Genomic DNA, 12756 nt, shown 5'->3' on the forward strand with positions numbered 1-12756 from the left:
CTCTTCAGTTTTATAAATCATAAAATTCTAAGGCTGGCTTCATATTTATTCTATCTTTTGAAATGCCACACTCAACTAAGTCATTAAACATCCTGTCTTTTTCATCCTTTCCCCAATAATAAACAATCCATTTAGCCTTATGTCCTGTGCATAATTCAATATTTGAAAAATATGGTAAATCAACACCTGCTATTGAATGTCCAATAACTTGAATTTCATCTACATCTTTATCTTCTAACCATAAAATCTTATACATATACTTATTAACGTTCTTAAAAGTTCTTTCATAATAATCTTTTACCACCTTACAAATACTAATTTCCTTTTCATCGTATATTCTTTCTGCTGCTTCCAACTTTGCATTTATCTTCTCTATTCTTTCAATATTTCCATGTCCTAAAATCGGGTTATCTTCATACTCCCTTAACGATCCATGTATATGTACTACTCTTTCGTCATTTATGCCATATACATGTTCTAATACAGCAGTATAATTAAAGGTAATATATATTGCATCTTCTACCTTATTAATTAACGATGTTCTTGGTTTCACATCTCGTATCCTTATCGTTCTAACCCACTGCTTAAGATATTTTGCCAATAAGTCTATATACTTATATTGATCTGTAAAATATTCATACAAGGTATCTTCAATACCCACATCACCACTTTCTAATGCCATATCCATTTGGAGCGCATTATCGATAATAACATCCTCATCAATATTAGCTAAATTCTTCTCTAATTCATTCCATAAAAGTTCTCTTTGCGCTTTCTCATTATTTGCAGGATAAATGTAATAATGCCCTTCAAATGCATTTAAAAATTCTGGATACATATTTTTCAAGTATATCCGAAAATCCCAATAATTAGTTTTCAAATCATGTCCTTTATCAAATCCATTTCCTATTATAAATACCTTCATTTTCTATCCCCTATATAAATTATGACGATAAATATTCATCCACAATATAATAAATATAATCTAAAACTTCATATATTTGTCCAATACTATCTTTCAAAACAAGATAATCTATTGAATGTCCCTGTATAAAAAACAAATTTTCATCTGTAGATATTAGATATCTCCATACCTCTGCATTCTGATCCACCTGCCTTTTATCGGGATTTATTTCTACATCTTTTTGATTAGCCTCTTGCAGTTCCTTTATCATTAAACGAATTTTATTACAGTTGATTCCATTCAAATTATATTTAATAAAGTTTTCTTTATATGATTTCACATGTTCTACAAACTCCTCTGAACATATCATTTTATCTACAATTTCTTCTTTTATGACATCCCACAGGGTCAGTAAATTATGTCCACCTTTTGGAATCTTTCCCCATGCCCGCATATAAATATGTTTTAATGATATTTCTATACAATGGCGATATGAAAAAAGAATTGGGAAAATATAGGTATCCAAAATCTTGGGATTTCCGCCACAATTAACAGCAATATCAACTAATTCATCTGCACTATTTTTATATCCTTCTCTCAACCCATACAAAGCCTGATTCTTATCCTGCCACCCAAAATGAGCAGATTGATCCATTAAACCCGTATCAACAAAGATTTTCAACACAATTCCTCCCTGTCAAAGAAGATATATACTACAAAACTCCGCATACATCTTTCCATCTTCAAATTTCACATCATCAAGCAATAATGTCTGGAATAACACTTCCCTGACACTCTCTAATTTTACCATGGAAAGCTCCGCTTCCGAAAGTCCCTCCAGCTCTATATTTTCCAAAGCCACCGCTTTTCTTGCTGACAGACAGTATGTATATAAAGCCATAATATATCTGTCAGACATCACAAAGGCATAGGTGTCCTTGCCTTTATAATTGTATCGGCACTTTTCCAATTCTTCCGCAGATATGGTAAAGAAACATCTGACTGTTTCCAGATACACCTTTCCCTCATAGTCCGGCTTATATTTCTTTGCCAGCCGCTTAATTGTTGCAAAAATATTATTTCTCTCATAGGTCAGTCTGGTTCTCTTAAAAACAGCTTTTTTCCCCCGCATATCCATGTAAACATTGTTTCCTATGGTTTTTCCGGCGAATGGCTCATACTCACCGACCCGCAACAGATAGGAAAGCACCTGCAACAGCTTTTCCTTTGAAGTGATTTCATTGTAGCTGTAATTTCCAAATCCTAACTGTTCAAACTGTAAAGGTGTGCTTCCCTTTTTAATTTCCCGTTCCATTACTCTGTCCACATCTCTCATTGACTCCATATATCTTTTTGCTCCTTCCTTTCTGACAATAAAAGAGCAGCCATGTTCTGACTGCCCCACCTTTGGACAAAATGTCCAGAAGTTCTATATTTCCACTTTTGGACTTTTCGTCCAGAAGTGTCCTGTTACAATACGGATAAGCTCTCCTGCTATACCGATTATCTTAAAAATAAGCACCACGCCGCCAATCAGTCCGCCTATGATGCAATTCAAAGCAAAAACGCCAATGCTCCCACTGATACCGAAATTCTTTGGTATCAGCCATAGGAACATCCGGCGGATACCAAACGGACACCCTACTATAATCCAATATAAAAACCAGTCAAAGCCTTCCGCTTTATTGCATACCGGATAACAAGTCAGCATCCATACCGCAATGATCACTGCCGGAACAATGACCTTAAACAATACCTTTTTCATGCCATCCACCTCCATACATATCGTGCTGTACCTCCTGTTGGTAGTAATGATTGATTGTGCTTGGCGCATTATAGAGTGTTGTCACCATATATGCCTTGATGTTCGTAATCTTGGTTGTGGTGTTCTTCATGCAGCCAATGACATAATTCAAGTGTGAACTGTTCAGTTTCAGGAACTTTGACTTTACCAGCTCATAAGGGTAATCATCCCCGCCTATCCTTACCGTCTTGTGCTTTACACAGACCACTTCACAGATAATCTCAAAAAGCTCATCATAAAGCTCCCTGTCCTGCCAATCACTATATTTCATGTAGTGATCGTATTCAATGTTCTCCTTGATGATTTCAATATACGCGTTGACATCCTCCATCGCATCAGTCGTTTTTTCTGCTTCACTGTCAGCTTGATTGATATGATAAGATTCTCCGTCAGTAATATTTGCAGTAGTATATGAATCTGTCTCTCCGTTTTGGGATAGACCTGTATCCGGTTCCGGAGAGAGACTGTTATCCGTTTCGTCATGACCTGTATCCCATTTTGTAGATACCTGTATCCCGTTTGGGATACCCCTCCCTCCCGAAATTTCCATAGGGGTATCCGATTTTGTAGGGAGTCTCCCTCCCATTTTAACATCGGATACATCTGCGTATGAATTGTTCTCCCCATTCATAGCAGGAATTTCCTCTGGAAATGTCAGTCGGAAAAGCATATCCGGCTTTAGTTCCACATACATCACATTATTACAAACAAGTCCGTCTCCGTAGCTGACTGTCCGGAACTCTCTCCTGATTACCTGTAGCCTCTCCAATTTATCCATTGCAGTTTTTACTGTTTTCTTCGATTCTCCAAACAAATCCGCATAATACTGATAGCTCTGTCTTAAAATATCCTCTGAAAACTTCTTTTTCCATCCAAGAATATGCCCGGTTCCCTGATCCCTCACCTCGGAAGGGCGATACCAATAGACAATATCCGCCAAAATAACAATCGCAAGGAGATATGGTTTCCCATTCTCCTTTGTGATTGTTTTATACCAGATAGCCGGGATAATGTTTCCGGAGATATTTATAGAACCCATTGCGTCAACAATCTCGTTTCCGCTTGTCAAATATCCCATGCTCAAACAGCCCCTTCCTCTCTCCATTTATCAAGAAGTGAAATGATGACATTTTCAATCTCCTCATTGGAATAGCTGTCTGAAAAATATTTGTTTATCTTGTCCGCTTTCAGTGTAACCTTACGTTCCTTTGGCTTTTCTTCTGTCAGGATCAGCCGCACCATTGCAAGCGTAAGCTCTTCGCTTTTGCCATATTCCTTTAGTTTCCCGGATTGTACGGTGCTGACATTACAGCCCTGTTCCTCTATAATGACCTCTACCCACTGCTGTGCTTCCTCTGACAGAAAAGATATGTCCACGCCCTGTGAAAAGCCTAATTTCTTGGCATCCACCATTTCAAGAAGCTCATCGGACAGCCTTGAAAGCCAGATATAACGCTGTACCTTTTTCGCATTCTCCCCGGCAGCTTCCCCCACTTCATCAAGGGTATTCTTGCCCGCTTTCTTTCCCTGATGCTTCATGGCTTCATACTTCATCTTATAGGCTTTTGCCTTTTCACTCGGCAAAATGTCCTCTCTCTGGATATTAGAATCCACCATGATAATGGTTGCTTCATCATCGGAATAATTGCGGACAATAATCGGCATTTCCGTTTTTCCGGCTCTTTCCGAGCCATGCTTCCTGCGGTGTCCGGCGATCAGCTCATAGCCGCCGCCAGCTCTCGGTCTTGCAATTCCCGGAACAAGTACCCCGTAAAGTCTGATACTCTCCGTTGTTTCCTCCATCTTTTCATCGTCCAATACCTTAAACGGGTGGTCTTTGAACTCATGAAGGTCTGCTAACGGGGCATTGATAATCTGCTCTGCACCTATTTCCTGTGCGCTGCTTCCACCGAACAAATCATCAAAACTCTCCATTTTGATTTTAGATGCGCTTCCTGTCTTTGTATTACTGCTCATTCGCAAGCACCTCCTCTGTCAAAGAATTGTAGGCTGATGCTACCTTCCCCTTTGGATCATGCTTATAAATGCTAACACCTTCCGCAGAGATCTCCGCCGCCCTTACCGAAATCGGGATATTGTTGGTAAATATCTTTACCCTGCTTCCATAGACTTCCTTCAGCATGGCGCTGATGTCCCTTGCATAATTCGTCCTACTGTCAACCATCGTCAATAAAATGCCCTCTATCTCCAGTTTCGGGTTAATCTGACGCTTTACCTTGCCAATGGTCTTGATAAGTTGCTGTAAACCTTTAACAGGCAGATATGCTGCCTGCACAGGTATCAGAATACTGTCGGCACAGGCAAAGGCATTTATGGTAATCATGCCAAGTGAGGGCATACAGTCAATTAAAATATAATCGTAATAATTCCGCACCATGCTTATGTACTCCTGCATGATACGCTCCCGACTCATGACATTCACAAGGGAAACCTCCAGACCGGAAAGCTCAATATTTCCCGGCATAAGGTCTATTCCCTCCTCGTGATGTAAAATACCCTCCATCGGCTCAACTTCCTCGTCCTTAATCAGACTTCCCATGACCGATGCCAATGTGATCTCGATTGCATCCGGCTCTGTGTACCCCAAACTTGCGGTAAGACTGCCCTGTGCATCGGCATCTATCAGCAGAACTCTCTTGCCCTGCTTTGCTAATCCAATTCCTAAGTTGCTTGTTGTGGTGGTCTTTCCGACTCCACCTTTCTGATTTGCGATTGCTATAACTCTACACATGATAAATTCTCCTTTGCTTTCTACTGATTTTCTTTTACGTTGCTTTTTCTGACTTCCACATAAGCCCTGTGGAATTTCTTTGTACCCTTGTTCGGGTATAAATCTGAAAACTCTGTTACTTCAATCTTGGGATTTCTCTGCAAAATCTTCCCAAACCATTTAATATCATTCTTTGTTCCCATCAATCGAACTTTTAACATCAATCTGCTCCTCCAAACAGGGCATACAGTTTCCGGTTATAGGTTGCATATTCCGGATACCGGATTTGTATCGCCTGCCAAAAATACGGTGCGTAGGCACAGCAGAACAATTCTTCCACTGAATACTGCCTGCACTCATTGATCTGCTCCTCTGCGTCCTTGTAATCGTCCACGCTTGGTGTACCATTGCAGTACAGATTAAATGCCATTCTGACTACTTTTACGCTTCCGCTGGTCTGCCAGCCTTCATGTAAACATTCTGTTTTTACACAGCCTGTCTCAAAATCATAAATGCGATTTGCATTTCTTCTGGTATCATCGCTAATTCCAAGACAATAGCAAAGTGCCTTGTGGTACACATCCTGATACCTTACCTCTTTCAATTTTTCATAGTAGAATTTCTCATGTGCTTCGCTAATAAAAATAATTTTCTCTGCGCCTAACGCTGTATTGTTCATGTTCTGAACCTCCTTTTTTGAAAATAAAAAGGACTCTACTAATTGTTTTCACAACTAATAAAGTCCTAAGTTTCATATTCATTTCTAAATTCGTGCTAGGGATTTCTTACTAATATTTGTTCTTAGTAAATTCTTAGTAAATTGCTCCCTTAGAGTCCAAAACATACCCTAAATTCAAGGTTTTCAGCGTTTTCGGAAAATACTGCCGTGGCAAATGAATAGTATTTTTATCATTGTTGCATAACCTCGCATTTCTTAGTTTTTCTTGGTTTTTCGGGCTTTGTAAGCCTTTGTGAATTTTTCTTTTCTGGCATAACCTGGTTTATTTTCTCATAATATCGTCCGCAAAAGGTGTAAAATAAGGTGTATGTTTTTCCATTTTACACCTTGCTATTTTCAATTAAAAATCGTAATTACACAACCTGAATCCGGGCAACTTCTTCCCTGGCATCCTCAAGATTTACGTGCGTATATGTATTCAGCGTTACGCTGATGTCTGAGTGGCCCATCAAATATTGCAATGCTTTTGGATTCATTCCGGATTTTGCCATATTTGAGCAATAGGTATGCCGACATACATGAGGGGTGATGACAGGCATCTGTACTTTGTAAGTATTATTATACTTCTGAATGATGTGTTGAAAATAATGCTCCCAGTGCAGGGAATAACAGATACTTTCATTTTTATCAAAGTATAAGAATCCACTTTTTCCATCTACCATAGGTTCTGCTTTGGGCGGGTTTCGTTTTTCTATAATTTCCCGAAAACATTCCTCTACATCTGCAGTCATAGGTATCTTTCTTGTTCCGCTGGTTGTTTTAGTCTCTTGAATATAATATCCGATTTTTGATTTTTTCTGCAATTGATGATCGATGTTGATCGTATGCTCCTTGAAATCAATATCAGAAATCGTCAAACCACAAAATTCCGAGATGCGAAGGCCTGTTTTAAATAATATGTAAATTCCTTCATAATACCTGCAAAAATGAGGGTCTTCCTTCACAAACCGTAGGAACTTTCGTTCCTCAGCCCTGCTGATTGCCTCTCTTGTCACACTGTCATTCACAACCACTTCCATTAGCTGAAACTGAAATGGATTTTTCCTGATCAGGTCATCATCCACTGCCAACTGAAATGCCGGACGAAGAACTCCTCGGATTGAATGGATGGAACTATAGCTTTTCTTTTCTACCTGCTGAAGATGTATCAGCCAACATTTTGCATCCGAAATCCGAACCGTATCAATCCTTCTTTTTCCAAATGGATCTTTCTTCAATAAATTGATAACTGTTCCGTATCCTGCAACTGTAGTAGGTCTGACACCGGTTTTTGTTGATGTATATTTTTCAACCAGTTCCAGTACCGTCATATTTCCGCCATTTGTTGCAATCTGTTCAAAATGATCTGCCTGGATTTTCTTCTCCATCTCCCGAAGCGATAAAGCCCGGTGCTTTCCTTTCGGAGTTGCATCGTTATGGTCTAAGCGCCAGCTATATACGCAGCGCTCCTTTCCCATCTCATCGACATACTTAAATCTATATCTGCCATCAGATAACTGTATTTCTCCATTGTGTAATATACGTCCTCTATGATCTCTCCTTTTTTCACTCATAATATTTCGTCTCCTTCATTAAATGCTCATTTAACTTGGAAGACCGTCTCGGTTTATTCATTATACCACAAGACCTTCTCTTCGCTAAGATAAAATGAACATTATTTTCATTACTATTTCTTCTATTCTGTCACTTAAACTGTACTGGCTGTGTCCAGATAATCTTCAAATAATTTTCTTTTGAACCGGATATGCGAACCAACTTCCAAAATAAAATCTGCTCCTTCATTTTCACCTGCGATTTGTCTCAATCTCTTTTCTCCAATTCCGTAATATTCTGCTGCTTCGGAAACATTTAAAGAATATTTCTTCCAAACAGGTATTGTTTTTTCTGTATGATTCATTCGCATTCCTCCTTCCCTCTGTTTGTGTTCAACAGCGTTTTCGCTTTCTCCATTTTCATACTTGCAATCGCTTCTCGTTTGCTTGTGCCTCCAACATACACGGGTGTACACATTTCTAAAATACGGTCATAGATACGCCTTTTATCCAACATGGTCTCGCTTTTTATTTCTTTCAGCGGAAGATTCGTTGTGATGATCAAAGGTCGTCCCGAACGGATCCTGCGGTCTATGACACTAAAAATAATTCCTAACGCATATTCTGAATTTCGTTCCACTCCAAGATCATCAATAATCAAAAGCTGGTAAGAAGCCAATGCATTGATATATTCCGTTTTGTCTGCCAGTGGAAATATATTATCAATAATGGTATTGAAATTTGTCATCTTTACCGTTACTTCCCGCTTAAGAAGTTCATTGGCAATACACCCGGCAATATAACTTTTCCCGGTACCAACCGGTCCCCAGAACAAACAGCCTATATGATTTCTTTTCATTTCCTCCCAGTTATCAACATAGCTTTTTGCCTTATGCATTACTGCATCTGACATATCTGCATTCTCAAATGTCCACTCTTCCATCCTGCTCTCGTCAAAACAGATGCTCGTATTTCTACTGACTAATTCCCGGTGTTCTTTCTCTTTAAAATATTTTTGTTCTTCTTCATACGCTTTTCTGTCACAGGCACATTGCCTGGAATGTTTCTTCATCCCCATAAAGCCACCCTCTGGGAAAAATGCTTCTTTCGCTTCCCCACAGACTTTGCAGTATCGCAAACCATCACTACCTACACATACGGTATCTTCTTCTCTCATCACAAACTCTCTCCTTTCCCATAGCAATAATTTACTTCATAATATTTATTACTTTTATATTTCTCAGTTACTTTACTAGGTGCCACATTTCCGACTCCTGTACAGCCATTTTTACGACCAGATGATGGTTGCTTTTCCGACTCCATCAAAGCCATCTTTTCAACCGCCTTATTCTCAACCGGCTGTAGCCCAATCTCATCAGATGGTATTTTTACATATAAATGATTGGGTTTTGAAAATCCACCGGATCTGCGAACCAATAATCCCTCATCATCTAATTCCTTCAATGCTGTTTTTATAGAAGATTTGCATTTGCCGATTTGAACAGACAATTCATCTATTGGAAATATCAGATAAACATTTCCATACTTGTCTATCCAGCTATTCTTTCTTGATATCCGCGCCCGGTCGTACAAAATCATATAAAGATATTTTGCAGTTTGAGAAATTCGCAGTTTTAGCAAAAACTTCGGAAACTGGAAGTATTGAAGCATCTGCTCTGACTCCTTCATGTATTCATATTTCATTCTTTTCTCACCTCGTTTCTGTTTCTAATTGTTGTAAAAATCATTTTTATGCCGGCTCAAAAAATGTCCTTACACATATTCAAAAGATGAAGGGCATAAATACAGGCTCTTGATGAAAATTTTTTATTTTTCCTGCAAAAAATACCCTTTCATTAATACGAAACGCTGAGAGGCATTTTTACAGCCCCCTGAAGAAAACTTTTTTATTTTTTCTGTTAATTAAATATTTGAAAATAAAAAAACACTCACCTATCCAGGTGAATGCCTTATCAAAATTTTCTTATTTTGTTGTCTATGATGCTTACTCAGAAACGCTTGCGTATCTGCTAAAATGTAATTGCCTGCAATTATATTTTCACGTGGGTATGGGGACGTAATCCCCATCAAGTCTGCCACTCGTAAGTAATACAATATTGTCAAAATGACAATACTGTAATACACGGGTGGATCTTGCTCTGGTTGTAACGTATGAATTCATACAATAATAGGCCCAAATGGGCACTTTCACCATTTGAGCCTATATATTATATATGTCTTTCAAATGATAGCTTAAAAAATAGCTGTCTAGACGGTATGTTTTTAACGTAGAATTGATTTTATGGAAGACAAGGCATGGAATGCTTTGTACCTTTAATGGAAAAATTTAATGATATTTACCATGTACAAAAAAGAAACGGCAGATAAAAAACATCACACGAATCCTTATCGTGCTGTAAACTATATAAGAGATGAGAACGGAAATCCTATATGCCCTAATGGACGTAAATTTCTTTTCAAACGAAAACAACATGTAAGATATAAAAAATATGGACGTACAGAAGAAATCTATCCAAGCTTATTAAGTGTACCCTTTTTACATAAAACAGTGACGATTTTCAAAAAACATATATTAATGTAAAGAAACGCCAGAACCAGCATTTGTCGGAACTAGCGTTTCTTTAGCAGAGACTTATTTTACAGCCCCGTTTTTTGCTTATATTATTTTCCTCCGTTGGATTTCAATTTTGGAAAGAAGATGACTATCTTAAAGCCCTTTTCCCACGGGGAAGCAGCTTCCAGACGAAGGTTTAGATCGTCAGCCATCTTCTTAACCAGGTAAAGCCCTATACCGGTAGCTTTCTTTCTGCTGTCAGTAGAATCCCCGGTAAAGCCCTTTTGAAAAATATACGGCAGATCATATTTTTTTACACCGATGCCATTATCCTCAACTGAAAGGACATCTGCGATCTCCGAATGTATCATAGAGATTGTTAGCATGGGACTATCGCTGCTATATTTTATGGCATTGCTCACGATCTGTCCCAACATAAACTGAAGCCCTCTACGGTCTGTATAGACTGTTTCAGATTGCAGTTTATTGATAATTACAAACTGCTTTTCTTCCAGAAGTGGGGCATAGTCCTCCAGAACTTCCCCCAAGCAGTCATTCAAATTGATATCCTTAAACTGATAATCCTTTGTACTGCTCTTTAACCGGGCATAGTATAACATCTGAGTGACATCCTCCTGAAGCTGACTGCGGACATAATCCAGTTTTGCTTGCAGGGGAGGAGACATTTCGTTGCTCCGATTATCCAGGAGCATGGTCAACAACGATAGGGGCGTTTTCGCTTCATGTGCCCAGCCCTCCACATATTCTTCATAGTCCTGTAGGGCATCTGCCATACTGTTACTCTCAGTTTTGTGTTCCTGTAAAACTGATGCCAGAAGCCGGATAGATTCTCCTTCTTCCCGGCTGATGGCACTGAGCAGCCGTTCCTCGTTGCAGATGGCAGGATCACTGAGGAAATCCCGGAACAGCTCTCGGCGGGTGGTCTCCCGCTTGTTTAGTACAAACAGAATTGCTGAAAACAAAAGGAGGCTTGTCAGAACTACTAACCCACTCAAGGTTTGAAATGCCTGAATGTCAGAAATCCAAAGAATGATAGCACAAAAGCAATCCACGCCCAACAGCAACAGCAGCCAGGGGTAGTACCGTTCTATCATGTGCCAAAGCCGCTTCATGGAGCCACCCCCGTTTCCAGACGATAGCCCATCCCACGAACCGCAACGATTCGCTGCTTCATCTCAAGACCGGACATCGTCTTTTTCAGCCTGGTCAGATTAACCTGCAAGGCATTTTCGTCTATGTATTCCGTGGTTCCCCATAGTGCTATGCAAAGTTGCTCCGTCGTGACCAGAGCATCGCCGCCGGACAAAAGAGCAACCAACAGTTTTCCCTGATTTTTTGGAAGCACGACAGAGGTATTATGAATATAAAGCGTGTAGGTCTTCTGGTCTAACAGGAAATCTGGTCCCTCTATGAGATTGGTACGGCCTTCATACCTTTTGAGAATATTGGATACCCTGGCAAGAAGTCGATCTTTTCTGCACGGCTTCGTCAAATATTCATCAGCACCCAAGTGGAACGCTTGCAGTTCATCCTTTACCTGATCTCTGGAAGTCAGTATCAGGACGGGGATAGCGGTTTTATTCTTTAGTTCCTGGCAGATTTGAAAGCCACTGATCTCCGGCAAATTCAGGTCTAAGATCACAAGGTCAGGACGGAGGGCTGCCAGGAGCCGAGCGGCATCTTCCAACTCGGTGATTGCCTCCGCAAGATACCCGTCCTTTTGAAGCATATTGCAGAGTTCTTCCCGCATATAGACTTCATCTTCCACAACAGCAATTCTTTTCACGGCAGCACCTCCTTCCAAATTATTCTTCTCTCTGTGGCTGCATCAGTGTCAGCAAATACCGATCACTGGAGCGCTTGACCACTCTCATATAAATATATTCTATCACGCAAAGCAGCAAAATCATAGCAGCAGATACAAACATCATTTCAGCCACTGTCCCACGGGTTCGGGACGAGAGTATCCCTGTAAATAACGCCCTGACTCCAAACAAACTGCTGACAGCCGCAACCAATACAGGAAGTCCCATAAACCAGGTAATTTGCTTTCCAGCAGACTGGCAAAGGGTTTCGTAAGTAGCTCCCAGGCGGATCAGAGTCTGGTATCTGCGCCCGGTTTTCTGCTGACTCATCAGGAACTGAACACCCACGATGGTGTTGGCAACTACCAGGAAAACAATCGCAAGATAGAGGGTAATATAACTGGATGCTATGGTGTAGAAAAGCTGACGACCTATATTCTGAAGATAGCTTTCATATTCAATGTCAGTTTCGTCCAGCTTCTCGTTCAAATCCAAATATGCAGTCATAAGGCTATTTCCATTCAGAGCTTGCTCACTGAGCACCGCATTGACATAGGTATCATACATTCCCTGACTATAATATAGAAATGCTTCATCCGGAAGAATCAATGCAAAGGACAAGGTTATAGAACGGTCCGTGACCAA

At 39.8% G+C, this 12756-nt stretch carries 16 protein-coding genes and 1 pseudogene; 1 reads left to right on the forward strand and 16 read right to left on the reverse strand.

All coding sequences use genetic code 11. The annotated features are described in order from the left end of the window. Positions 1-10: 10 nt before the first annotated feature. The 13 genes from DXB43_RS03805 to DXB43_RS03865 all read right to left on the reverse strand — a co-directional run bounded on the left by DXB43_RS03805 (position 11) and on the right by DXB43_RS03865 (position 9414). Positions 11-925, reverse strand: a complete 915-nt coding sequence (locus tag DXB43_RS03805) for a bacteriophage abortive infection AbiH family protein (RefSeq protein ID WP_117946838.1) — start codon at positions 923-925, stop codon at positions 11-13. A gap of 19 nt (positions 926-944) precedes the next feature. After that, complete coding sequence (locus tag DXB43_RS03810; RefSeq protein ID WP_243006635.1) at positions 945-1586, reverse strand: hypothetical protein; 642 nt, start codon at positions 1584-1586, stop codon at positions 945-947. A gap of 15 nt (positions 1587-1601) precedes the next feature. After that, positions 1602-2249: a hypothetical protein gene (locus tag DXB43_RS03815; protein ID WP_117946839.1), complete on the reverse strand. Its 648-nt coding sequence runs from the start codon at positions 2247-2249 to the stop codon at positions 1602-1604. A gap of 84 nt (positions 2250-2333) precedes the next feature. Next, complete coding sequence (locus tag DXB43_RS03820) at positions 2334-2669, reverse strand: DUF6050 family protein (protein WP_117946840.1); 336 nt, start codon at positions 2667-2669, stop codon at positions 2334-2336. Then, positions 2650-3786 (reverse strand): DUF6017 domain-containing protein, encoded by a 1137-nt coding sequence (locus DXB43_RS15390; protein ID WP_243006636.1) that lies wholly within the window; start codon positions 3784-3786, stop codon positions 2650-2652. The genes DXB43_RS03820 and DXB43_RS15390 overlap by 20 nt, the downstream gene beginning before the upstream one ends. Before the next feature lie 2 nt (positions 3787-3788). Next, entirely contained in the window at positions 3789-4685 is an 897-nt protein-coding gene (locus DXB43_RS03830) for a ParB/RepB/Spo0J family partition protein (RefSeq protein WP_117946841.1), read from the reverse strand. Continuing rightward, on the reverse strand, positions 4675-5460 hold the full coding sequence (locus DXB43_RS03835) for a ParA family protein (protein ID WP_117946842.1): 786 nt from the start codon (positions 5458-5460) through the stop codon (positions 4675-4677). Before DXB43_RS03835 ends, DXB43_RS03830 begins: the two co-directional genes overlap by 11 nt. A gap of 20 nt (positions 5461-5480) precedes the next feature. Next, positions 5481-5660 carry a hypothetical protein gene (locus tag DXB43_RS03840; protein WP_117946843.1) on the reverse strand — a complete coding sequence of 60 codons (180 nt, stop codon included), beginning with the start codon at positions 5658-5660 and terminating at the stop codon, positions 5481-5483. Continuing rightward, positions 5660-6118, reverse strand: a complete 459-nt coding sequence (locus tag DXB43_RS03845; protein ID WP_117946844.1) for a DUF6075 family protein — start codon at positions 6116-6118, stop codon at positions 5660-5662. The genes DXB43_RS03840 and DXB43_RS03845 overlap by 1 nt, the downstream gene beginning before the upstream one ends. Before the next feature lie 413 nt (positions 6119-6531). Continuing rightward, a complete protein-coding gene (locus DXB43_RS03850) occupies positions 6532-7731 on the reverse strand; it encodes a site-specific integrase (protein WP_117946845.1) in 1200 nt (399 codons plus the stop codon). 134 nt (positions 7732-7865) lie between these two features. Continuing rightward, positions 7866-8075, reverse strand: coding sequence for a MerR family transcriptional regulator (locus tag DXB43_RS03855; protein ID WP_004844954.1), 210 nt, complete (start codon positions 8073-8075; stop codon positions 7866-7868). Further along, entirely contained in the window at positions 8072-8887 is an 816-nt protein-coding gene (locus DXB43_RS03860; RefSeq protein WP_117946846.1) for an ATP-binding protein, read from the reverse strand. Before DXB43_RS03860 ends, DXB43_RS03855 begins: the two co-directional genes overlap by 4 nt. Continuing rightward, positions 8887-9414, reverse strand: a complete 528-nt coding sequence (locus DXB43_RS03865) for a replication initiator protein A (protein WP_117603801.1) — start codon at positions 9412-9414, stop codon at positions 8887-8889. The genes DXB43_RS03860 and DXB43_RS03865 overlap by 1 nt, the downstream gene beginning before the upstream one ends. A gap of 646 nt (positions 9415-10060) precedes the next feature. Between DXB43_RS03865 and DXB43_RS03875 the strand changes: the two genes are divergently transcribed. Continuing rightward, entirely contained in the window at positions 10061-10312 is a 252-nt protein-coding gene (locus DXB43_RS03875; RefSeq protein WP_055218790.1) for a hypothetical protein, read from the forward strand. Between the two features lie 80 nt (positions 10313-10392). Here DXB43_RS03875 and DXB43_RS03880 read toward each other — a convergent pair whose 3' ends face one another. From DXB43_RS03880 to DXB43_RS03890, 3 genes and pseudogenes are all read right to left on the reverse strand, one after another. Continuing rightward, the gene (locus DXB43_RS03880; RefSeq protein ID WP_330417856.1) at positions 10393-11400 is read right to left on the reverse strand and encodes a sensor histidine kinase; all 1008 of its coding nucleotides are present in this window, start codon (positions 11398-11400) and stop codon (positions 10393-10395) included. A gap of 14 nt (positions 11401-11414) precedes the next feature. After that, a complete protein-coding gene (locus tag DXB43_RS03885) occupies positions 11415-12092 on the reverse strand; it encodes a response regulator transcription factor (protein ID WP_117946847.1) in 678 nt (225 codons plus the stop codon). A 19-nt stretch (positions 12093-12111) separates the two neighbouring features. Continuing rightward, positions 12112-12756 (reverse strand): annotated as a pseudogene (locus DXB43_RS03890) (ABC transporter permease); the annotation flags it as partial.

Source organism: Roseburia sp. OM04-10BH, from assembly GCF_003462605.1.
Classification (GTDB): Bacteria; Bacillota; Clostridia; order Lachnospirales; family Lachnospiraceae; genus Roseburia_C; species Roseburia_C amylophila.

Bases quoted from the DNA above. Each gene is read 5' to 3' on its own strand.
- DXB43_RS03830 (WP_117946841.1), bottom strand. From the start codon at position 4,685: ATGAGCAGTAATACAAAGACAGGAAGCGCATCTAAAATCAAAATGGAG.
- DXB43_RS03865 (WP_117603801.1), bottom strand. From the start codon at position 9,414: ATGAAATATGAATACATGAAGGAGTCAGAGCAGATGCTTCAATACTTC.
- DXB43_RS03820 (WP_117946840.1), bottom strand. From the start codon at position 2,669: ATGAAAAAGGTATTGTTTAAGGTCATTGTTCCGGCAGTGATCATTGCG.
- DXB43_RS03855 (WP_004844954.1), bottom strand. From the start codon at position 8,075: ATGAATCATACAGAAAAAACAATACCTGTTTGGAAGAAATATTCTTTA.
- DXB43_RS03860 (WP_117946846.1), bottom strand. From the start codon at position 8,887: ATGAGAGAAGAAGATACCGTATGTGTAGGTAGTGATGGTTTGCGATAC.
- DXB43_RS03840 (WP_117946843.1), bottom strand. From the start codon at position 5,660: ATGTTAAAAGTTCGATTGATGGGAACAAAGAATGATATTAAATGGTTT.
- DXB43_RS03845 (WP_117946844.1), bottom strand. From the start codon at position 6,118: ATGAACAATACAGCGTTAGGCGCAGAGAAAATTATTTTTATTAGCGAA.
- DXB43_RS03880 (WP_330417856.1), bottom strand. From the start codon at position 11,400: ATGATAGAACGGTACTACCCCTGGCTGCTGTTGCTGTTGGGCGTGGAT.
- DXB43_RS03875 (WP_055218790.1), top strand. From the start codon at position 10,061: ATGATATTTACCATGTACAAAAAAGAAACGGCAGATAAAAAACATCAC.
- DXB43_RS03850 (WP_117946845.1), bottom strand. From the start codon at position 7,731: ATGAGTGAAAAAAGGAGAGATCATAGAGGACGTATATTACACAATGGA.
- DXB43_RS03815 (WP_117946839.1), bottom strand. From the start codon at position 2,249: ATGGAGTCAATGAGAGATGTGGACAGAGTAATGGAACGGGAAATTAAA.
- DXB43_RS15390 (WP_243006636.1), bottom strand. From the start codon at position 3,786: ATGGGATATTTGACAAGCGGAAACGAGATTGTTGACGCAATGGGTTCT.
- DXB43_RS03805 (WP_117946838.1), bottom strand. From the start codon at position 925: ATGAAGGTATTTATAATAGGAAATGGATTTGATAAAGGACATGATTTG.
- DXB43_RS03835 (WP_117946842.1), bottom strand. From the start codon at position 5,460: ATGTGTAGAGTTATAGCAATCGCAAATCAGAAAGGTGGAGTCGGAAAG.